The organism is Streptomyces aureoversilis, from assembly GCF_042657885.1.
GTDB lineage: Bacteria > Actinomycetota > Actinomycetes > Streptomycetales > Streptomycetaceae > Streptomyces > Streptomyces aureoversilis.
In genome coordinates this window covers 440,893-460,834 of sequence record NZ_JBHSKJ010000002.1, presented here as the reverse complement: position 1 = coordinate 460,834, position 19,942 = coordinate 440,893, and the positions used below count along the sequence as shown (strand labels likewise).

Genomic DNA, 19,942 nt, shown 5'->3' with positions numbered 1-19,942 from the left:
CCGGCTCAGGTCTTCTTGCGGAACTTCGAGACGGCCAGTGGCGCGGTCGCGAGGGTGATGGCGACGGCCCAGGCCAGCGTCATCCACACCGAATGGGCGACGGGACCGCCGCGCATCAGGTGCCGTGCGGCGTCGGCGAGGTTGGACAGCGGGTTGTACTCGGTGAAGCTCTCCAGCCAGCCGGGCATCTTCGCGGTCGGCGCGAAGATCGAGCTGCCGAACTGCAGGGGCATCAGGACGAGCATCCCGATGCCCTGGACGGCCTGCGGGGTCTTCAGGGACAGGCCCAGCAGGATGAAGACCCACATCAGCGAGGCGCCGAACACCACGGACAGGGCCACCGCGGCCAGCAGGTGCAGCGGGCTCGTCGTGATGGACAGGCCGAGGGCGAAGCCCATGCCCAGCAGGATGGCGGTGGCGATGAGCATCCGGCCGATCTCGACCACGATCTTCGCGACGAGGACGGAGGACCGGGCTATCGGCATGGTGCGGAAGCGGTCCATCACCCCCTTCTTGAAGTCGTCGTTGACGCCGGTGCCGACGGCCATGGCGATGTTCATGCCCTGCATGGCCATCAGGCCGGGCACCAGGTAGTTGAGGTACTCCTGCTCGTGGCCCTTGCCGGCCATCGAGCCGCCGAAGACGTAGGTGAAGAGCAGGATGAAGATGATCGGCATGATCACGGCGTCGAACATCGACTCCGGGTCCGCCTTGATCTGCAGCATGTTGCGGCGCGCGAGGGCGCCGATGTGCCGCAGGTTGGCCCGCGGGCCGATGCGGCCCTCGCGGGCGGGCGCCGCCGCGGGCGGGCTGAGCGTAGCCGCGCTCATGCGGCGACCTCCTGGGGTGCGTCGGTGTCGGCGGCGTCCTGCTGCGGGGCGGACGCCTTCTGGCCGGTGACGGCGAGGAAGACCTCGTCGAGGCTCGGCAGGTGGGTGGAGATGCCGGAGATCGCGAAGCCGCGCGAGCCCAGCAGGGCGACGACGGCGGTCAGCTGCTCGTCGCTGATGATCGGGACGTTGACGACGCCCTCGGCCTCGTCGGCGGTGGCGCCGGCGATCCCGTCGAGCTGGGCCTGGGCCAGCGCGCCGACCATGCGGGGCAGCTCGGCGCGGTCCGCCGGGCGGATCTGCAGGGTGCGGCCGCCGACCTTCGCCTTCAGCTCGTCCACCCGGCCGCCCGCGATGACCCGGCCGCGGTCGATGACGGTGAGCTCGTGGGCGAGCTGCTCGGCCTCCTCCATGTACTGCGTGGTGAGGAGGACGGTGGCGCCCTCGGAGACCATCCGCCGGACCTCCTCCCACACCTCGTTGCGGGTGCGGGGGTCGAGGCCGGTGGTGGGCTCGTCCAGATACAGCACCGACGGCCGGCCGATCATGGAAGCGGCGAGGTCCAGCCGGCGGCGCATGCCGCCGGAGTACTGCCCGGCCGGGCGCTTGGCGGCCTCGGTGAGGGAGAAGCGCTCCAGCATCTCCTCGCCGCGGCGGCGGGCGTCCTTGCGGGAGAGGTCCAGCAGCCGGCCGATCATGTACAGGTTCTCGAAGCCGGACAGCTTCTCGTCCACCGAGGCGTACTGGCCGGTCAGGCCGATCACGCGGCGCAGCTGGCGCGGCTGGGCCACCACGTCGTACCCCGAGACGCGGGCGGTGCCGCCGTCCGGCCGGAGCAGCGTGGACAGGCAGCGCACGAGCGTGGTCTTGCCGGCGCCGTTGGGCCCGAGCACGCCGAGGACGGTGCCCTCGCGTACGTCGAGATCGACGCCGTTGAGCGCCTTGGTCTCCCCGAAGTGCTTGACGAGGCCGCGGACTTCGACGGCGTTCCCGCCGCTGCCCGCTCCTCGTGAGGTGTCGTTTCGCGTCATGCCCACCACAGTGCCAGCCCCCACTGACAACGCACCGACAGGCCACCGACAGCGGTTTGTCGGTGACCTGTCAGCGGCCTGCCGGCCGGGCCCGCGCCTAGTGGAAGGCGTGCTCCTCGGCCGGGTACGCGCCGTCCACCACGTCCTCCGCGAAGGCGCGCGCCGCCCCGCCGAGGACCTCGCGCAGCTGCGCGTACTGCTTGACGAAGCGCGGCACGCGGCCGGACGTCATGCCGGCCATGTCCGTCCACACGAGCACCTGCGCGTCGCACTGCGAGCCCGCGCCGATGCCGACGGTCGGGATGTGCAGGGTGCGGGTGACCTCGGCGGCCAGCTCGGCCGGGACGAGCTCCAGGACGACGGAGAAGGCGCCCGCGTCCTGCACGGCCTTGGCGTCGCGCAGCAGCTGCTGCGCGGCCTCCTCGCCGCGGCCCTGCACGGGGTAGCCGCCGAAGGCGTTGACGGACTGGGGGGTGAGGCCGATGTGGGCCATCACCGGGATGCCGGCGTCGACCAGCAGCTTGATCGCCTCGGCGGACCGCTCGCCGCCCTCCAGCTTGACCGCGTTCGCGCCGGTCTCCTTGATCAGCCGCGTGGCGCTGCGCAGCGCCTGCACCGGGCCCTCCTGGTAGGAGCCGAAGGGCAGGTCGGCGACGATCAGGGCGCGCTTGGTGCCGCGGACGACGGCGGCGGAGAGGACGGCTATCTCGTCCATGGTGACGGGCACGGTGGACTCGTAGCCGAGGTGACAGTTGCCCATGGAGTCGCCGACGAGCAGGACGGGGATGCCGGCCTCGTCAAAGACGGAGGCGGTCATCGCGTCGTACGCGGTGAGCATGGGCCACTTCTCGCCGCGCGCCTTGGCGGCGGCGATGTCGCGGACGGTGATGCGCCGGGATCCCTTGCCCCCGTACAGCGCCTTGGGGTCGCGGCTGCTGTCGGGGGTGTTCGAGGCATGCGTCGTCGTCATGGCGGTGTGCTCCTGTGTTGATGTCGTCTCGAGGCGCCCTGACGGCGTCCCCGGATCCCCTCCATGCTGACACGCGCGCCCCGGGCGGGGAAGGGACCCCCGCGCACACCCGTTCGCCGGACCGGGGTAAAGGTTTTCCAATACGAGACGGGTTCGTATCGGAAAGGATCTAGGCTGGCGGGCATGACACCCGCTCCCTCCGGCGCCCCGGGCGCCGCACCGCCCCGGAAGGTCCCGGAGGCGGTGCACCGCAGGCGCTGGGCGATCCTGGCCGTCCTGCTGTTCAGCCTGCTCATCGTCGTGCTGGACAACTCGATCCTGAACGTGGCGATGAAGACGATCGCCACCCCCGCGCCCATCGGCCTCGGCGCCACCCAGAGCCAGCTGGAGTGGGCCGTCAACTCCTACACGCTGGTCTTCGCGGGGATACTGTTCACCGCCGGTCTGCTGGGCGACCGGCTCGGCCGCAAGAAGGTCCTGCTCGCGGGCATGGTCGTCTTCGGCGCCGGCTCCGTGCTCTCCGCCTTCTCCGGCTCGCCCACCGAGCTCATCACCTTCCGCGCGCTCATGGGCTTCGGCGGCGCGTTCGTGATGCCCGCGACCCTCGCGATCATCATGAACGTCTTCGAGCGCGAGGAGCAGCCCAAGGCCATCGGCATCTGGGCGGGCGCCGTGGGCCTCGCCGTGGCCATAGGGCCGATCACCGGCGGCATCCTCCTGGAGCACTTCTGGTGGGGCTCGGTCTTCCTGGTCAACGTCCCCATCGTGATCACGGCCCTGATCGCGATGTCCGTGCTCGTCCCCGACTCCAGGGACCCGCGGCCGGGCCGCCTCGACCCGGTCGGCGCGGGGCTCTCGGTCGTGGGCCTGGTCCTGCTGGTCTACGGGATCATCAAGGGCGGCCAGCTGGCGGACTTCACCGACCCCGAGGTCTTCGGCACGGCCGGCTCCGGCCTGCTCGTCCTGGTCCTCTTCGTCCTGCACGAGCGGCGCTCGGACCACCCCTCGCTCGACGTGCGCTGGTTCCGCAACCCCGCCTTCGCCGCCGCCGTCTCCGCCATCGCGCTGGTCTTCTTCGCGCTGATGGGCGTCACGTTCATGACCGTCTTCTACACCCAGAGCGTGCGCGGCTTCACACCGCTGCAGAGCGGGCTGCTGATGCTGCCGCTCGCGGCCGCCCACATGTTCTTCGCCGTGCGCGTGCGCCGCGTCGTGGAGAAGTTCGGCGTGCGCGTCGTGTGCACCGGCGGCATGGTGATGGTCTCCGCGACGATGGCCGGCTTCCTGCTGCTGGACCGCGACACCCCGGTCTGGGTGCTGGAGGTGCTGCTGTTCTTCCAGGGCGCCTCGATGGCGCACATCATGCCGCCCGCCACCGTCTCGATCATGCAGTCGCTGCCGCGCGAGAGGGCCGGCTCGGGCTCCGCCGTGAACAACACCTTCCGCCAGGTCGGCGCCTCGCTCGGCATCGCCGTGCTCGGCTCCGTCCTGTCCACCACCTACCGCGACGACATCTCCGGCCGGATCGCCGCCCTCCCCGGCCTGACGGACGAGGCGCGGCACGCGGCGGCGGAGTCCGTCGAGGCCACCCTGAGCGTCGCCGCGACGCTCGGCCCGGAGGGCAGGGCGCTCGTCGGCCCCGCCCACGACGCCTTCGTCCACGCCATGCACGTCACGCTCGTCGGCGCCAGCGCCACGGCCCTGGTCGGCGCGGCCGTCGTCGCACTCTTCCTGCCCAAGCGCGGGGCGGTCCGCACGGCGCCCGGCGCCGCCCGCCCGGACGGCCAGAAGGAACAGGCGGGAGCAGGCGCATGACCCACCCCCGGGCCGCAGCCCCCGAGCGCCGTGGCCGCCCCCGCAACGCCGCCCTCGACACGGCCGTCGTCGAGACCGTCCTGCGCCTGCTCGAAGAGGGCGTGACGCTCGGCGAGCTGTCGATGGAGCGCATCGCGCGCGAGGCCGGCGTCGGCAAGGCCACGGTCTACCGCCGCTGGCCCGGCAAGGAGGCGCTGATGCTCGACGTCATGCGCTCCCTGGAGCACGCCGCCCCCGAGCTCGCCGGGGAGTCCGTACGGGACGACCTCGTGACGCTGCTGGAGACGCTGCGCCGGCGCGGGCTGGCCAAGCGCTCCTCGGCCGTCCTGCGCACGGTCCTCGCCCAGATCAAGGCCCACCCCGGGCTCTGGCAGGAGTACCACGAGAAGGTCGTCACGGCCCGCCGGGAAGCGGTCCACGCCGTCCTGCGGCGCGGCGTGGCCACCGGTGAGATCCGCTCCGACCTGGACGTCGAGCTGATGGGCGACCTCATCGTCAGCCCGATGCTCTCGCGGGCCATGTTCCACGAGCGGGCGGAGCTGCCGGAGGACCTCCCCGGGAAGATCGTCGACGCGGTCCTGGAGGGCGTGCGCCCCCGCTGACGACCGGTCGCGCCCGCCGTACGGGACCGGGCAGCCGCCCGTACGGCCCCGGACCCCGGCGAATATGCCCGTTGTGTCACAGCACGCCCCGGCAGGCCCCCGGCCCGGAACCCCGGTCCGCCGTGACGTCGTCCTTTCCACCGACACCCCCTCCAGGGGTGGCACGTCGGAAGCGGAAGCGGCGCATGCCGCACTCGCCGGGTGATCACCTATCGTCTGGTGGGCGGGGCCGCAGCGGATGAAGAGTTGAGGACGACGGATGGCGCAGGCGTACATGCAGGAGACGGGCCGAGACGGAGCCGGTCCGGAGGGGACCGGATCCGGGGCCCGGCGCCTCATGGACCGGTGGCGGGACCGCGACATCTGGCGGCGCGGCCTCGTCCTCGCCGCCCTCGCGGTCCTGCTCGGCCTGCTGATGCTCCTGCACACCCAGCTGCCCAACCGGGTCGGCAACCTCGGCAGCCTGACCGAGACCTTCCTGCCCTGGCTCGGCCTGGGCATCCCCGTCCTGTTCGTCCTGGCGATCGTGCGCCGCTCGGCGACCGCGCTGATCGCGCTGCTGCTCCCCGTGGTCACCTGGGTGAACCTCTTCGGCGGCCTGCTCAGCGACAAGACCGGCAAGGGCGGCAACTTCACGGTGGCCACCCACAACGTCAACGCCGAGAACCCCGACCCCGCCGCCACGGCCCGGGCCGTGGCCGCCTCCGGGGCCGACGTCGTGGCCCTGGAGGAGCTCACCAACGCCTCGCGCTACGAGAAGGCGCTGGCGGGCACGTACAAGCACCACTCCGTGCAGGGCACGGTCGGCATATGGAGCAAGTACCCCCTGGAGCTGGTCCAGCCCGTCGACATCCGGCTCGGCTGGGTGCGCGCCCTGCGCGCCACCGTCCGCACCCCCCAGGGCCCCGTCGCCGTCTACGTCGCCCACATGCCGTCGGTGCGCGTCAAGTTCAACGCCGGCTTCACGGCCGGGCAGCGCGACCGCAGCGCCGAGGCGCTCGGCCAGGCCATCGCTCAGGAGCCCGAGAAGCGCGTCATCCTCCTCGGCGACCTCAACGGCACCATGAACGACCGTTCCCTGGCCCCCATCACCTCCCAGCTGCGCTCCGCCCAGGGCGCCGCGGGCGACGGCTTCGGCTTCAGCTGGCCGGCGAGCTTCCCGATGGCCCGGATCGACCAGATCATGGTGCGCGGCATGGACCCGGTCTCGGCGTGGACGCTGCCCGCGACGAAGAGCGACCACCTGCCGGTGGCGGCGCGGGTCAGGATCTGACCCGCCGACGCCTGCGCCCGCACCAGCACCCGCGCGACCGGGAAGCGGCTACCTCAGGAGCCACTTCCTGGTCAGCCGCATCACTTCCTCGTGGCTGCGCCCCTCGTGGTCGGCGGCCATGAAGCGGGTGCCGATCCGCGAGGAGAACGTGAGCAGGCTGCGGACCTCGGCCTCGTCCTCGTCGGCGCAGATCGGGCCGAACAGCTGGCGCAGGTAGTCCATGCGCCGGTTGTCGACGCGCCGCAGCCGCTCGGCGACCGCCTCGTCGCGCCGGGCCCACTCGCGGATCGCGAGCTCGGCCTCCACGCTCGTCACCGGCCGGCCGGCGGCGGCCGACACGATCGTGAACAGCCGCTCCAGCTTGGCCCTGGCGTCTCCCCCGCCGCTCTCGGCCCGCTCCACCACCGCCTCGGTGACCTCGCGCTCCCACGTGTCGAGCATCTCCGCGAGCAGCGCGTCCCGGTTGCGGAAATAGCCGTAGAAGCCGCCCTTGCTGACGCCGAGGGCCTGCGCCAGGGACTCGATCCGGACGGCCTCCGGGCCGCCGGTGCAGAGCGCGCGCAGCCCCTCCTCGATCCACTTCTCGCGGGGCGTGCGGATGGCGCCCATGACTGTGTCTCCCCTCACGTTCCCCCCGTCTATACGGAGCCGTATAGACGGGTCTAGCCTCGATCCATACGGCATCGTATAGATGGGGGACCGATCATGAGGCTGCCGATCACGGCACACACTTCCCGTCCCTGGCGCATCCACGAGATCGCCGCCGACTTCCGCCTGGAAGACGTCTGGGCACTCCCGACACCGGGCGGCCCGGACGACCTCGCGCACCTGGTCAAGCAGTTCTCGACCGGCGACGGGGACTACGTCGACTCCCCCGTCGGGCGCGCGCTCTTCGCGATCCGCTGGAAGCTCGGGGCCCTGCTCGGCTGGGACGAGTCCGGCACCGGCGTGGGCGACCGGCAGCCGGGGCTGCGGGACCGGCTGCCCGCAGACCTCCGCGAAGGCCCCCGGGGACCCGACTTCCGCAAGTTCACCTCCGTCTACCAAACGCACGACGAGTGGGCGGCCGAGATGTCCAACCGGACCGTACGGGGAGTGCTGCACCTCGGCTGGGTGCCGGACGGGAGCGGGGGCCACCACGCGCAGATGGCCGTCCTGGTGAAGCCGAACGGGCTCTTCGGCGCCGTCTACATGGCGGGCATCAAACTCTTCCGGTACGTGGGGGTGTACCCGGCGCTGCTCCGGCAGATCGGACGCGAGTGGGAGGCGACGGCCGACGCGAGGTCCGCCGGGAGCACCGCCGGGAGCGGCGCGGTCTGACGGGGGCGGCGGCCTGACGGGGGCGGCTTGCACGAGGCAGGCCCACGGGGCAGCCGGCCACGCCGGGCCATCCCGTAGGCTGGACGGCTTGCCCCGCACGCCCGTCCGAAAGGCCCCCTCCTCATGCCTCTGGCTCTGCTGGCGCTTGCCGTCTCCGCCTTCGGCATAGGGACGACCGAGTTCGTGATGATGGGCCTCCTGCCCAACGTCGCCGACGACCTGGGGACCTCCGTCCCCACCGCCGGCTACCTGGTCTCCGCCTACGCCCTCGGCGTCGTCGTCGGCGCCCCCCTGCTCACCGCCCTCGGCTCGCGCATCCCCCGCAGGCGGATGCTGATCCTGCTCATGGCGGTCTTCACGGCCGGGAACCTGGCCTCCGCGATCGCGCCCTCCTTCGGGACGCTCGTCGCGGGCCGGGTCCTGGCCGGGCTGCCGCACGGCGCGTTCTTCGGCGTGGGCTCCGTGGTCGCCGCCCGCCTCGCGGGCGAGGGACGGCAGGCCCGGGCCGTCGCCATGATGTTCCTCGGCCTGACGGTCGCCAACATCATCGGCGTCCCCGCGGCCACCCTCCTGGGCCAGCACCTGGGGTGGCGCGCGACGTTCCTCGTCGTGGCCGCGATCGGCCTCGCGGCGATGGCCGCGCTCGCCCGGCTGATCCCCGAACTGCCGCGCGAGCAGGGCGCCGGCCTGGGCAAGGAGCTGCGGGCCCTGGGCGGCCGGCAGGTGCTGCTGGGCCTGCTGACCACGGTCTTCGGCTTCGCGGGCGTCTTCGCCGTCTACAGCTACCTGTCCGCGATGGCCGTGGAGGTCACCGGCTTCTCCGAAACCTCGGTCACGTTCGTGCTGGCGCTCTTCGGCATCGGCATGACCCTGGGCGTCCTGGCCGCCGGCCCCCTCACCGACCGCGCCCTGCGCCCCACGCTCTACGGAGCCCTGGCCGGCCTCGCGGCGGTCCTCGTCGTCTTCGACTTCACCGTGCACGTGAAGTGGGCGGCGCTGGTGACGGTCGTCCTGCTCGGCGCCGCCGGCTCCATGACCAGCACCCCCCTCCAGATGCTGATCATGAACAAGGCCAAGGCCGCCCCGACGCTCGCCGCCGCCTCCAACCACTCGGCGTTCAACCTCGCGAACGCGGGCGGCGCGTGGCTCGGCGGCGTCGCCATCGCGGCGGGCTGGGGCTGGACGTCCCCCACGCTGGTGGGCGCGGCCCTGGCGGCGGCGGGCCTGCTGTGCGCGGTGGTGTCCGGCGCACTGGACCGCGACGGCGCGGAGCCGTCGCGAGTGGTCGCGTCCGGCGACGCGGAGCGGACGCCGGCGGCGGACCGGGTGGCGGACCGGACGGCGTAGCGGGCGGACCGGCGAGTACGGGCCGAGGCGCTCGGCCCGTCGCTCTGCCGTCGGCGAATCTGCCGCAGGCAGAGAAAGCTGACGTGGAGACGCGGGCGGCCGGACAGTGGTGGGACCACGCCATCACGCTCCGGTCCAAGGAGGCTCCATGTCATCACCCGCCCTCGCCCCGCACGCCCTCGCACCGCGCGCCGGCGACGGGGAAGCGTCCCCGACCCGCTTCGACGACCACCTCGCCTCGCTGCTCCTCACGCAGCGCATCGTCTTCCTCGGCACCGAGGTCAACGAGGCCTCGGCCAACCGCGTCTGCGCCCAGCTGCTCCTCCTGTCCGCCGAGGACCCCCGCACGGACATCGCCCTCTGCATCAACAGCCCCGGCGGCTCCGTGACGGCCGGGCTGGCGATCTACGACACGATGCGGCTGATCCCCAACGACGTCTCCACCCTCGCCATGGGATTCGCCGCCAGCATGGGGCAGTTCCTCCTCACCGTCGGGACGCCGGGCAAGCGCTACGCCCTCCCGAACGCGCGGATCATGATGCACCAGCCGTCGGCCGGAATCGGCGGCACCGCCGCCGACATCGCCATCCAGGCCGAGAACCTCGAATTCACCAAGAAGGCCATCGAGCGCATCACCGCCGAGCACACCGGCCAGTCCGAGGAGACCATCTCCCGCGACGGCGACCGCGACCGGTGGTTCACGGCGCAGCAGGCGAAGGACTACGGCATGGTCGACCGCGTCGTGGAGTCCCTGGAGGACGTCCGCCCGGCCGGCGCCAAGCGACGGATCGGACTCTGACGACATGAGCCAGTACACCATTCCGACCGTGGTCGAGCGCACCCCCAACGGGGAGCGGGCCTACGACGTCTTCAGCCGGCTGCTCTCCGAGCGCATCATCTTCCTCGGCACGGAGATCGACGACGGCGTCGCCAACGTCGTCATCGCCCAGCTGCTGCACCTCGAATCGGCCGGCCCGGACACCGAGATCGCCCTCTACATCAACTCCCCGGGCGGATCGTTCACTTCCCTCATGGCCATCTACGACACGATGACCTTCGTCCGCGCCCCGATCTCGACGTTCTGCGTCGGCCAGGCCGCCTCGACCGCGGCCGTCCTGCTGGCCGGCGGCGACCCGGGACGGCGCTTCGTCCTCGAACACGCCCGGATCCTGCTGGGACAGCCGGCGAGCCGCGGCCGGCAGGGCACCGTCTCCGACCTCACCCTCCAGGCCAAGGAGGTGCTCCGCATCCGCAGCGAGGTCGAAGAGGTCCTGTCCCGGCACACGGGCCACGACGTCGCGGCGCTCCGCGCCGACATGGACCGCGACAAGGTCTTCACCGCGCAGGAGGCCGTGGCGTACGGCCTCGCCGACGCGGTCCTCAGCCGCAGGGCCTTGACCGCTGCCGCCTGAGGGGTTGCGCCGACGGCGGGCGGCCGCGCTACGGGGGTGGGCGGCCGGCCGGCGGCCGGGGCGGCAGCCGGGCCGCCCCGGCAGTGGGACCGGTGGTCAGGCCGCGAGGCGCACTTCGCTCTGGCGCCGCGGGGCCGGCTGCGGCGCCGCCGCCTGCCCGACCGGCCCGACGGACCGGACGGACCGGACATGCGTACGACTCGCGAGCCGGATGAGCTCCGCCTGCACGAGGGCGAGCAGCTCGGCCAGACTGAGCCCGAGCGCCTTGGCGGCGGCCGCGAGCACCTCGGAGGAGGCCTCCTTGCGCCCGCGCTCCACCTCGGACAGATACGGCATGGAAATCCGTCCCGCATCGGCCACGTCCTTCAGCGTCCGCTTCTGAGCGAGCCGCTCACGACGCAGAACGTCCCCCACGACGTTCCGCCAGAGGGGCTCGCTGGGGCGGGCGGGGGCAGGGCGCAGGGGGATGACCGGGGCCGCGGGCGCAGGCGCGGGCTTCGAGGCGTGGCTGCTCACCTCTCCAGCGTAGAAGGGCCGGGGCGGCCCGGGACGGGGTGAGCGTTCCGCCCCCCGCGAAACTGCGCCACGACGGGTGCGCCAACGGCGGGCGAGGCGGGTTGCCTTGACCGGCCGACCGCGGCACCCCCGCCCATATGGGTGAGAACCCCCGTAACTTCCCCACCCGCGCACCGACTTGCGGAACCATGCGGAAGCATGGACGCCGTACGGGTCGCGCTGTTGCGGGAAGTGCTGGCCGGGACCGAGTGGTTGCAGGACACGCGCCGGTTCGCCGGGGCGCTGCGCGCGTCGGTGGCGCGGCGGCACGGCGGGTTGCTGCTGGTGGGGACCGAGGCGTACGAGCCGTGGCACTTGGCGGCGCATCTGGATGACGAGGCGGCCTGGTCGGGGCTGCCTGAGCTGTCGCCGACGCTCGTGCGGCACCGGGTTCCGGCGGGCGTCCCGGCCCATCTCTCGGTCGGGCTGGGGCGGCTGGAGGCGGCGCGCCGGGGCGAGACGCTGCTGGTGGTGACGGCGGACGAGCCGGGTGAGGGGTTGCTGGAGCGGGTGCACGACGCCCGCCGCGGCGGGGCGACCGTGCTGTCCCTGGACGGGGCTCCGGAGGACGCGGGCTCCGAGATGCCGGCACTCGCGCACGACCGGCTGGCCGTGCCCGCACCGCCGCCCACGTCGTGCGTCTCGACGACGACGGAGCTCGATCTGGACACGGTGCAGCATCTGGTGAGCGCGGCGGCCGGGGAGAACGGGCTGCCCGCGCCGCGCGGCGGCCGGCGGCGGTTCCGCGACCGGCTGGCGCGGCTGGCGGACCAGCTGACGGCGCCTCCGCCGCCGCGCTGGTAGCCCCGGACAGAGGGGGAAGGCGGAAGTCGGCATTCGGAAAAGCGTTTGCTCCTGATCTTCCGCTTATGGACCATGGTCTCCCGTGACTGCGCAAGACCCCCCTCCCTCTTCCCCCGCGCCCGCCTCCGGACGGCTCCGCGCCCTGCTGCCCGATCTGACGCCGTGGCGCGCCTCCCGCGACTTCCGCCGCATGTGGGTGGCGGGTCTGGTCACGGTCTTCGGCACGGCCCTCACCTTCATCGCGGTGCCCCTGCAGCTCAAGGAGCTGACCGGCTCCGCGCTGGCGGTCGGCGCGGTCGGGGCGGTGGAGCTGGTTCCGCTCGTGGTCTTCGGTCTGTACGGCGGGGCGCTCGCCGACGCGCTCGACCGGCGGAAGCTGATCCTGTGGACGGAGGCCGGGCTCGGCGTCCTCTCCGCGCTGCTGCTGCTCAACACCCTCCTGCCGCACCCGATGATCTGGCCGCTGTACGTGGTGGCGGGCCTGGTCAGCGCGCTGAGCGGGCTGCAGCGGCCGGCGCTGCAGGCGATCGTGCCGCGCATCGTCGCGCACGAGCAGCTGCCGGCGGCCGTCGCGCTGAACTCGATCCGCTGGCAGATCGGCGCCATCGTCGGCCCGTCGCTGGCCGGCGTGATCATCGCCTACGCGGGCCTGCAGTGGGCGTACGCGCTGGACGTCGTCTCGTACGCGGTCTCCGCGCTGCTGCTGCTCGGGCTGGCCCCCTCCCCCGCCTCGCACGAGGCGGACAAGCCGTCGCTGCGCGGGATCCTGGAGGGCGCGCGCTACGCGTGGAGCCGCAAGGACCTGCTCGGCACGTACGCGATCGACATGGCGGCGATGCTGTTCGCCTTCCCGACGGCGATCTTCCCGTTCCTGGCCGACGACCTGGACGCGCCGTGGGCGCTGGGCCTGATGTACGCGGCGGGCGCGGTGGGCTCCCTGGTGGTGAGCCTGACCAGCGGCTGGGTGTCGCGGGTGCACCGGCACGGCCGGATGGTGGTCTACGCGGCCCTGGGCTGGGGCGCGGCGATGGCCGTCGCGGGCTGGCTGGGGAACGTGTGGCTGGTGCTGCTGTTCCTGGCCGTGGCGGGTGGCTGCGACATGGTGAGCGGCCTGTTCCGTTCGGCGATCTGGGACCAGACGATCCCGGACGCGCTGCGGGGCCGCCTGGCCGGCATCGAGATGCTCTCGTACTCGGTGGGCCCGCAGCTGGGCCAGGTGCGCGCGGGCGGCATGGCGTCCCTGACGGGCGTCCGCGCGTCCGTGTGGGCGGGCGGTCTGGCGTGCGTGGCGTCCGTGGGCCTGCTGGCGCTGTCGCTGCCGAAGCTCATGGCCTACGACCAGCGGACGGACGAGCACGCGGTGCGGATGCGGAAGCAGAAGGCGGCGGAGGCGGTGGCCGAGGCGGCCTAGCGGCCGCGGTGCGGTTCCCGGGGCGCCCGGCGCCCCGGGACCGGCTCGCTCACTCCCCCTTCGCGCCGCCGCCCGGGGCACCGTCGACGTCGTCGTTCCAGCGCGGGTCCTGCCGCCATTCCTCGTTCCGCTCGCGCGCGGTCTCCATCGCGTGCGACGCCTCCTCGCGGGTCCCGTACGGGCCCAGCCGGTCGGCGGCCCGGCACTCCGGGCCCTCCTCGACCGTCCCGTGCTTCAGGCAGTAGTACCACTCGCCCGGCTTGCCGTCCGGGCGCTTCTTGAACAGTGGCATCGGGACCTCCCTCACATCCGTCGTCTCGCCCACATGGTCCCCGATGAGCCCTGGCTACACTCGCTGACATGTCTGGCCAGTCGCTTCTCGCCCCGGGGACCCTGTCCCCCACCCGCCCCGTCCCCGCTTCCATCCCGCGCCCCGAGTACGTCGGGAAGGACGCCCCGACCCCGTACTCCGGCCCGGAGATCCAGGACGAGGGGACGATCGAGCGGATGCGCGTCGCGGGCCGCATCGCCGCGCAGGCGATGGAGGAGGCGGCCAAGCTGATCGCCCCGGGCGTGACCACGGACGAGCTGGACCGCGTGGCGCACGAGTACATGTGCGACCACGGCGCGTACCCCTCGACGCTCGGCTACCGCGGCTTCCCGAAGTCGCTGTGCGCCTCCGTCAACGAGGTCATCTGCCACGGCATCCCCGACTCGACCGTCCTGCGCGACGGCGACATCGTGAACCTGGACGTGACGGCGTTCATCGGCGGCGTGCACGGCGACAACAACGCCACCTACCTGTGCGGCGACGTGGACGAGGAGTCGCGCCTGCTGGTCGAGCGGACGCGCGAGGCGCTCAACCGCGCGATCAAGGCGGTCAAGCCCGGGCGCCGGATCAACGTCATCGGCCGGGTGATCGAGTCGTACGCCAAGCGCTTCGGCTACGGCGTCGTCCGCGACTTCACGGGCCACGGCATCAATTCCTCGTTCCACTCCGGCCTGATCGTCCCCCACTACGACAGCCCGCACCACGACACCCTGATCCAGCCCGGCATGACGTTCACGATCGAGCCGATGCTGACGCTCGGGACGTACGAGTACGACATGTGGGAGGACGGCTGGACGGTCGTCACCAAGGACCGGAAGCGGACGGCGCAGTTCGAGCACACGCTGGTGGTGACGGACACGGGTGCGGAGATCCTCACCCTCCCGTAAGCCTGCGGGGCGGCCGTCCGGGCGCTAACGTTTTACCGACGGGACGTCGGGAAGTCATTGACTTAGGTAAGCCTAAGTAGCGAGAATGGCTTCCTGACGCCACGCCCGTCCCCTCGGTCACCCGGAGGTCCGCTTTGGACGCGCCCGCCACCACGCCGTTCTCCACGCTCATCCGCACGGCCTCGCACGAGCAGCACACGGAAGCGGAGAACTCGTCGTTCATGAGCGACATGCTCGGCGGCCGCCTCGGCGTCGACGCCTACCGCCGCTACACCGAGCAGCTCTGGTTCGTCTACCGCGCCCTGGAAGCGGCCTCCCCGGGCCTCGCGGACGACCCCGTCGCCGGCCCCTTCATCCGCCCCGAGCTGGCCCGCACCGCCGAGCTGGAGCGCGACCTGGCCCACCTGGGCGGCCCGGACTGGCGCAGCGGCCTGCGGCCCCTCCCCGCGACCGCGCGGTACGCGGCCCGCGTCGAGGAGTGCGCCCGCGACTGGCCCGCGGGCTACGTCGCCCACCACTACACGCGCTACCTGGGCGACCTCTCCGGCGGCCAGATCATCCGCGGCACCGCCGAGAAGACCTGGGGCTTCGCCCGCAAGGGGGACGGCGTCCGCTTCTACGTCTTCGAGGCCATAGCCAACCCGGCCGCCTTCAAGCGCGAGTACCGCGAGCTGCTGGACGCCCTGCCCGTGGACGATCTGGAGAAGCAGCGCGTCATCGACGAGTGCAAGCGCGCGTTCGCGCTGAACACGGCGGTCTTCCAGGCACTGGGCCGGGAGTTCCCGCTGAGCGCGTGAGCGCGTCACGCGTCAGTCGCAGGAACGCTGGTAGGCCACGTCGGAGAAGAGGTTCTTCCAGTCCTCCTTGGGGACGCTCTCCGGGGAGGACCGGCACAGATCAGCGTAGAGCCGGTCGGTGTCGGGGTGCAGGAGGAACGTCAGCGCGCCCTCGCCGGTGCTCTTCCCGGACGAGACCGCGATGAGGGGCTGCCGCTCCGGGAAGAGGAGGACGCGGCTCGCCTCCGGCAGCGTGGCGAAGTACGGCGTGCGCCAGTCCCCGCCGGGCCCGACGTCCCAGATGCGGTAGGGATTCCTGCCCGTGAGGATCCGGCTGCGGTCGGGGCCCTTGTGGATCTCGGCTCTCTTCGGGTTGCCGAGGTCCACGGGCATGGTGCGCGTCTTCCGCGGGCGCCGGAAGTCCTTCACGTCCCAGAATTCGAGGCTGTTGTTCCGGTCGACGGCCGCCAGTACGTCGCCGCCGATGGTCTGATAGCCGCTCACACCGAGCGGCAGCAGACCGCCCCGGCGCGGCCGGTGGGGGTCGGACAGGTCCCACAGCGCCACCTTCCTGCCGGGCTCCTCCGCCAGCATGAGGTACCGGGAGCCGGAGGGGCCGAAGCCGAGGCTCCCGTCGGGCTTGAGGCCCGTGACGACCCCTGCCCGCCGGGGGAGGCCCGGGTCGGAGACGTCCCAGAGCTGCACCTTCTCCTTCCCCTCCCGGGTCTCGACGACCCGGTCGGTCAGGAACCAGATGCTCGACGTCCAGTCGCTCGTGCTGCCTTCGAACACCGACCGCCGCACCGGCGCGCGCGGCCTGCTCACGTCCCACAGCTCGATGCGGCGGTCGTGGGCCCGCCCCAGGGCCAGCAGCCGGCCGTCGGGGCTGAAGCCGGCGTTCACGTCCGGGGCGTTGATGGTGATGGCGCCGCCGCCCGGGTCCGGGGCGCCGGGTCCGCTCATGTCCCACAGGCGGAAGACATGGTCCTTGGTGCCCGCCGTCCACTTGTGGACCACGAGGACGGACGTGCCGGGCAGGAAGTTGCGGGCCTCCCAGGGCCGGGGGACGGTGAACTTCAGCCGCGGCGCCGTCCGCCGGCTGATGTCCCACACCCGGTGCGTCTCCTCCTGCGAGCCCCTCCACCGCTCCTTCGTGATCATGAGGGTGCCGTCGTGGCTGATGGGAAGCGTCCCGGTGTCGGGGTCCGGCAGGGAGCCGGCGGCGGCCGGGGCGGGCGGCCGCTGCGGCCACAGCCGCACGCTGCCGTCCTCCCCTCCCGCGGCGAGGTACGCGCCTCCGGGATCCCAGGCGAGGGCCTGGGCGGGCGCGGTCACGGGCAGCTCGCCGTCCTCCGCGAGGGTGTCGGAGAGCGCGGAGTCCTTGTCCCCGACGCGCCGCAGGAGCAGGGTGCTCGGTGCCGGATCGGTGCCTCGCTTGCCCGCCCACGCCAGAGTGCCGCCGTCCTTGCTGAAGCCGAGGGCGGGCGGGTCGTCGTACTTCCAGAACGTGAAGGTCCCCTCGGCCGGGGCGAAGGGCTTCAGGCGCGCGCCGCCCTCGACCGTCCACCCGGACAGGTCGGACTTCCGGTTCGCCCCGGCGAGCAGGTCACGCCGCGGGTGGAACGCGACCTTCGTCGCGGTGCCGGTCGCCGCCGTGTCCTTGAGGGCGGGCCGGGCCGGATCCCGTACGTCCCACAGCCCGATCTCCCCGGACCCGCCGGACCCGTCCTCCGCGCCCAGGACGCCGCTGCTCGCCGCCAGGAGCCGGCCGTCGTGGTTGAACGCGACGGACACCAGGTCCTCCTCGGCGACCACCCGGTCGGCGGCCGGTTCCGGACGGGCGGGGTCGGCGAGCCGCCAGAGCAGGAGCCGGCCCTTCTCCAGGCCCGCCGCCACCGTCCTGCCGTCCGGGCTGAACACCAGCGAGGACGCCGCCCCGCCCGGGGCCCCGCGTGCGGCGAGGCGGCGCGGACGGTGCGGGTCGGTGGTGTCCCAGACCGCGAAGCCGCCCGCCGTCTGGGCGGCCAGCAGGCGCGAGCGGGGGTGGAAGGCGACGGCCGCAGCCGAACCGAGGTCCAGGGCGGCGGCCTCCCGCGGGGCGGTCGGGCGGCTCAGGTCCCACAGCTGTACGCGGCCACCGCGCCGGCTCGTCACCAGCACCCGGCCGTCCCCGCTGTACGCCACGTGGAGCACCGGCCCGCCCGTCCCCTTGAGGTCCACGGGCACCCGGGACATCTGCGTGGCGTACAGGCTCGACCGGCTCTCCGGGGTGCTCGCCAGGCGGTAGGCGGCGAGGCTCAGCCGGGAGGCCGCCAGGGGGTCGCGCACGCGCAGGGAGTCGGCCTTGGCCGCCAGTTGCCGGGCCAGCAGCACCGACTCCCGGTCCTCGGCCCGGTGCTGCGCGCCCCGCGCCAGGACCGCGAGGGTGGAGGCGAGGATCGCGAGGACGACGACGATCGCGAGCCCCGCCCGCTGGACGGTCCTGCGGCGGCGCTGGGCGCGCCCGCTCGCCGCCAGGAAGTCCCGCTCCACCGGGCGCAGCGGCAGGAGGAGGGCGGTCCCGTCCCGCCCGTCGCCGGCCGTCAGGGAACGGGCGGCCGCCAGGTGCTTGCCCGCGTACAGGCCGCTGGAGGGCCGGCCGTCCTCGGCCCAGGCGTCGGCGGCGTCGGCCAGCCTGCGGCGGACCAGCAGCCCGTCGAGGTCGGCGTTGATCCAGTCCCGTAGCCGGGGCCAGCCGTGGAGCAGCGAGTCGTGGCACAGCTGGGCGACGCCGTCGTCGACGACCACCAGGCGGGCGTCGGCGAGGCGGTCGAGCAGTGCCTTGTGCCCGGTGATCTCGTCGATGCGGACGCGGCGCCGTACGGCCCTGCCGTCGCCGTCCACCAGTCGCACCATGCGCAGCAGGAGTTCCCGCAAATCCCGTCGGCCGGCGGGGTCGAGGGAGTCGTGGATGCGTTCGGCCGCCGTGCCGACGGAGGTGCGGATGCCTCCGGTGGCCTGGTAGCCGGCGAAGGTCAGCCGGTCGCCGTGGCGGCGGGCCCAGGTCTCCTGCAGGGCGTGGGCGAGGAACGGCAGGGCGATGGTCCCGCGCTCGCCGGCGTCCTCGTCCTTCAGGTCGCGCAGCAGGTGACCGGCCAGGCCGTCCTCCAGGCTCAGTCCGGCGCGTGCGGCGGGTTCCTCGATGGCGGCGCGCAGTTCGTCGCCGGTCATCGGGGGGACGGGGAAGTGACCGTCCCGTACGAGCCGGGCGAGCCTGGGGTCGCGCAGGCAGTGGCCGAAGTAGTCGGCGCGCAGGCCGAGGACGATGCGGGGGCCGGGCGTCCCCTCCGCGCCGGTGAGGGCCCGGATGAACAGCTCCCGCTCCTCCCCGTCCTCGCAGTGCGTGAAGATTTCTTCCAGCTGGTCGACGATCAGGACGCGGGGCGGCTTCCTGCCGTCCACCGGTTCGCCGAAACGGCCCGCGCCGAGGGCCCGTTCGACCTCGCCGAAGGACCGGCCCGTGGCGTCCGCCCAGGTCGCCGTGAGCGTACGGAAGGGCCGGGCGCCGGGCGCGGGCACGAGCAGCACGGGGCCGCGTCCGTCGCCCTCCAGGCTCGCCCCGAGGCCGGCCCGCAGGAGCGAGGACTTCCCGACGCCGGAGGGGCCCACGAGGACGACGGGGCCGCCGGGTCCGGCGGCGGTCACGCTCTTGCACAGGTCGTCGGTGAGCGTCTTGCGGCCGAAGAACAGGTGATGCTGCTCGGGCAGGAAGGGCCGCATCCCGGGGTACGGGCACGGGCCGCCGGACTGCGGCGGCTCCGGGCCGGTCCCGGCCGCGGTCGCGTAGCGGGGGTTGGGGGCGACGACCAGGTCGCCGATCCGGCCGGCGCTGCCGGAGTGGGGCCGGGCGGGCGCGCCCTGGAGACGGCGGTCGAGCTGGCGGTAGAGGTCGGAGAGCGTGAACCACTTCGGGCCGCCCGCGTCGCCCTCCCGCAGCAGGCGCAGGAGTTCGCCGCTGAACAGCGTGTGCTCCTCGCCCTCCGGGGCGAACGCGGCGGCGTAGTGCGTCGCGGAGGCGAGGAGGAAGCTGCCGTCCGGGCGGGCCGAGACGTACGGGTCCCGGCGCGGCCCCTGCTGGACGGCCTCCGCGAGCCCGGAGAAGCAGCAGTCGAGGATCACCACGGGGCGGGCGGAGGACGTGCCGAGCAGGTTCCTGATCTCGGCGTACGGGACGGCGTGGGCGGTGCTGTGCGCCGACGTACCGGCCGATGTGGCGAGGTAGAGCTGCTCGGCCGGGCCGAGGAGGCCGTGGCCGACGAAGCAGAAGAGGACGACGCCGCCCTCCGCGCGGGCCGTGACGGCCTCCATGGCGGCCAGGACGTCCGAGGGCCCGGCCGGGTCGGTGATCAGGGTGACGCGGTCGCCGCGGTCGTCCGCCATGCCGCACACCGACCGGAGCGCCTCGGCGAGGGCGGCGGCGGAGCGGGCGGCGCTGGGCAGGCCCGCGAGCCGGGCGCCGGCGGGATGCCGGCCCGTACCGACCACGAGGGCGTGGCAGTCCGGGCCGGTCAGATCTCTTCCGGGACCTTCGTCCACGGG

The 19,942-nt window shown here is 73.2% G+C and carries 18 protein-coding genes; 11 read left to right on the top strand and 7 right to left on the bottom strand.

The genetic code is table 11. The features are described 5' to 3' along the window. Positions 1–5: 5 nt before the first annotated feature. The 3 genes from ACFPP6_RS04945 to panB all read right to left on the bottom strand — a co-directional run bounded on the left by ACFPP6_RS04945 (position 6) and on the right by panB (position 2,831). Positions 6–830, bottom strand: coding sequence for an ABC transporter permease (locus ACFPP6_RS04945; protein ID WP_382037559.1), 825 nt, complete (start codon positions 828–830; stop codon positions 6–8). Then, positions 827–1,861, bottom strand: coding sequence for an ATP-binding cassette domain-containing protein (locus ACFPP6_RS04940; RefSeq protein ID WP_382037557.1), 1,035 nt, complete (start codon positions 1,859–1,861; stop codon positions 827–829). The genes ACFPP6_RS04945 and ACFPP6_RS04940 overlap by 4 nt, the downstream gene beginning before the upstream one ends. 97 nt (positions 1,862–1,958) lie before the next feature. Beyond that, on the bottom strand, positions 1,959–2,831 hold the full coding sequence (panB, locus tag ACFPP6_RS04935; RefSeq protein WP_168093621.1) for a 3-methyl-2-oxobutanoate hydroxymethyltransferase: 873 nt from the start codon (positions 2,829–2,831) through the stop codon (positions 1,959–1,961). Positions 2,832–3,014: 183 nt separating this feature from the next. Here panB and ACFPP6_RS04930 point away from each other — a divergent pair, with 183 nt between their 5' ends. From ACFPP6_RS04930 to ACFPP6_RS04920, 3 genes are all read left to right on the top strand, one after another. Next, positions 3,015–4,646: an MFS transporter gene (locus ACFPP6_RS04930; RefSeq protein WP_382037555.1), complete on the top strand. Its 1,632-nt coding sequence runs from the start codon at positions 3,015–3,017 to the stop codon at positions 4,644–4,646. Further along, positions 4,643–5,248, top strand: coding sequence for a TetR/AcrR family transcriptional regulator (locus ACFPP6_RS04925; protein ID WP_382037553.1), 606 nt, complete (start codon positions 4,643–4,645; stop codon positions 5,246–5,248). The genes ACFPP6_RS04930 and ACFPP6_RS04925 overlap by 4 nt, the downstream gene beginning before the upstream one ends. A gap of 337 nt (positions 5,249–5,585) precedes the next feature. Then, positions 5,586–6,521 carry an endonuclease/exonuclease/phosphatase family protein gene (locus ACFPP6_RS04920; RefSeq protein WP_382037727.1) on the top strand — a complete coding sequence of 312 codons (936 nt, stop codon included), beginning with the start codon at positions 5,586–5,588 and terminating at the stop codon, positions 6,519–6,521. 48 nt (positions 6,522–6,569) lie between these two features. Here the strand turns inward: ACFPP6_RS04920 and ACFPP6_RS04915 are convergent, their stop codons facing one another. Beyond that, complete coding sequence (locus ACFPP6_RS04915) at positions 6,570–7,130, bottom strand: TetR/AcrR family transcriptional regulator (protein ID WP_382037551.1); 561 nt, start codon at positions 7,128–7,130, stop codon at positions 6,570–6,572. 96 nt (positions 7,131–7,226) lie between these two features. Here ACFPP6_RS04915 and ACFPP6_RS04910 point away from each other — a divergent pair, with 96 nt between their 5' ends. The 4 genes from ACFPP6_RS04910 to ACFPP6_RS04895 all read left to right on the top strand — a co-directional run bounded on the left by ACFPP6_RS04910 (position 7,227) and on the right by ACFPP6_RS04895 (position 10,600). Then, the gene (locus ACFPP6_RS04910; RefSeq protein ID WP_382037549.1) at positions 7,227–7,841 is read left to right on the top strand and encodes a DUF2867 domain-containing protein; all 615 of its coding nucleotides are present in this window, start codon (positions 7,227–7,229) and stop codon (positions 7,839–7,841) included. 123 nt (positions 7,842–7,964) lie between these two features. After that, the gene (locus tag ACFPP6_RS04905; protein ID WP_382037547.1) at positions 7,965–9,188 is read left to right on the top strand and encodes an MFS transporter; all 1,224 of its coding nucleotides are present in this window, start codon (positions 7,965–7,967) and stop codon (positions 9,186–9,188) included. 148 nt (positions 9,189–9,336) lie between these two features. Further along, the gene (locus ACFPP6_RS04900; protein ID WP_382037545.1) at positions 9,337–9,987 is read left to right on the top strand and encodes a ClpP family protease; all 651 of its coding nucleotides are present in this window, start codon (positions 9,337–9,339) and stop codon (positions 9,985–9,987) included. A gap of 4 nt (positions 9,988–9,991) precedes the next feature. Beyond that, positions 9,992–10,600 carry a ClpP family protease gene (locus tag ACFPP6_RS04895; RefSeq protein WP_382037543.1) on the top strand — a complete coding sequence of 203 codons (609 nt, stop codon included), beginning with the start codon at positions 9,992–9,994 and terminating at the stop codon, positions 10,598–10,600. Between the two features lie 96 nt (positions 10,601–10,696). Here ACFPP6_RS04895 and ACFPP6_RS04890 read toward each other — a convergent pair whose 3' ends face one another. Then, entirely contained in the window at positions 10,697–11,116 is a 420-nt protein-coding gene (locus tag ACFPP6_RS04890) for a helix-turn-helix domain-containing protein (protein ID WP_382037541.1), read from the bottom strand. Between the two features lie 198 nt (positions 11,117–11,314). On the opposite strand from ACFPP6_RS04890, the gene ACFPP6_RS04885 reads away from it, so the two are divergent. Beyond that, positions 11,315–11,959, top strand: coding sequence for a hypothetical protein (locus ACFPP6_RS04885; RefSeq protein WP_382037539.1), 645 nt, complete (start codon positions 11,315–11,317; stop codon positions 11,957–11,959). A gap of 82 nt (positions 11,960–12,041) precedes the next feature. Further along, positions 12,042–13,370 carry an MFS transporter gene (locus ACFPP6_RS04880; protein WP_382037537.1) on the top strand — a complete coding sequence of 443 codons (1,329 nt, stop codon included), beginning with the start codon at positions 12,042–12,044 and terminating at the stop codon, positions 13,368–13,370. Between the two features lie 49 nt (positions 13,371–13,419). Here the strand turns inward: ACFPP6_RS04880 and ACFPP6_RS04875 are convergent, their stop codons facing one another. Next, positions 13,420–13,662, bottom strand: coding sequence for a hypothetical protein (locus ACFPP6_RS04875; protein ID WP_382037536.1), 243 nt, complete (start codon positions 13,660–13,662; stop codon positions 13,420–13,422). A gap of 68 nt (positions 13,663–13,730) precedes the next feature. Between ACFPP6_RS04875 and map the strand changes: the two genes are divergently transcribed. Continuing rightward, a complete protein-coding gene (gene map / locus ACFPP6_RS04870) occupies positions 13,731–14,588 on the top strand; it encodes a type I methionyl aminopeptidase (RefSeq protein ID WP_382037534.1) in 858 nt (285 codons plus the stop codon). 134 nt (positions 14,589–14,722) lie between these two features. Next, positions 14,723–15,385, top strand: a complete 663-nt coding sequence (locus tag ACFPP6_RS04865) for a biliverdin-producing heme oxygenase (protein ID WP_382037532.1) — start codon at positions 14,723–14,725, stop codon at positions 15,383–15,385. Positions 15,386–15,397: 12 nt separating this feature from the next. Here the strand turns inward: ACFPP6_RS04865 and ACFPP6_RS04860 are convergent, their stop codons facing one another. Next, complete coding sequence (locus ACFPP6_RS04860; protein WP_382037530.1) at positions 15,398–19,939, bottom strand: caspase, EACC1-associated type; 4,542 nt, start codon at positions 19,937–19,939, stop codon at positions 15,398–15,400. Between the last annotated feature and the right edge of the window lie 3 nt (positions 19,940–19,942).

Excerpts from the sequence above, each read along its gene's own strand:
- ACFPP6_RS04920 (WP_382037727.1), top strand. The coding sequence starts at position 5,586 with ATGGACCGGTGGCGGGACCGCGACATCTGGCGGCGCGGCCTCGTCCTC.
- ACFPP6_RS04875 (WP_382037536.1), bottom strand. The coding sequence starts at position 13,662 with ATGCCACTGTTCAAGAAGCGCCCGGACGGCAAGCCGGGCGAGTGGTAC.
- ACFPP6_RS04905 (WP_382037547.1), top strand. The coding sequence starts at position 7,965 with ATGCCTCTGGCTCTGCTGGCGCTTGCCGTCTCCGCCTTCGGCATAGGG.
- ACFPP6_RS04915 (WP_382037551.1), bottom strand. The coding sequence starts at position 7,130 with ATGGGCGCCATCCGCACGCCCCGCGAGAAGTGGATCGAGGAGGGGCTG.
- map (WP_382037534.1), top strand. The coding sequence starts at position 13,731 with ATGTCTGGCCAGTCGCTTCTCGCCCCGGGGACCCTGTCCCCCACCCGC.
- panB (WP_168093621.1), bottom strand. The coding sequence starts at position 2,831 with ATGACGACGACGCATGCCTCGAACACCCCCGACAGCAGCCGCGACCCC.
- ACFPP6_RS04930 (WP_382037555.1), top strand. The coding sequence starts at position 3,015 with ATGACACCCGCTCCCTCCGGCGCCCCGGGCGCCGCACCGCCCCGGAAG.
- ACFPP6_RS04895 (WP_382037543.1), top strand. The coding sequence starts at position 9,992 with ATGAGCCAGTACACCATTCCGACCGTGGTCGAGCGCACCCCCAACGGG.
- ACFPP6_RS04885 (WP_382037539.1), top strand. The coding sequence starts at position 11,315 with ATGGACGCCGTACGGGTCGCGCTGTTGCGGGAAGTGCTGGCCGGGACC.
- ACFPP6_RS04910 (WP_382037549.1), top strand. The coding sequence starts at position 7,227 with ATGAGGCTGCCGATCACGGCACACACTTCCCGTCCCTGGCGCATCCAC.
- ACFPP6_RS04940 (WP_382037557.1), bottom strand. The coding sequence starts at position 1,861 with ATGACGCGAAACGACACCTCACGAGGAGCGGGCAGCGGCGGGAACGCC.
- ACFPP6_RS04945 (WP_382037559.1), bottom strand. The coding sequence starts at position 830 with ATGAGCGCGGCTACGCTCAGCCCGCCCGCGGCGGCGCCCGCCCGCGAG.
- ACFPP6_RS04925 (WP_382037553.1), top strand. The coding sequence starts at position 4,643 with ATGACCCACCCCCGGGCCGCAGCCCCCGAGCGCCGTGGCCGCCCCCGC.
- ACFPP6_RS04900 (WP_382037545.1), top strand. The coding sequence starts at position 9,337 with ATGTCATCACCCGCCCTCGCCCCGCACGCCCTCGCACCGCGCGCCGGC.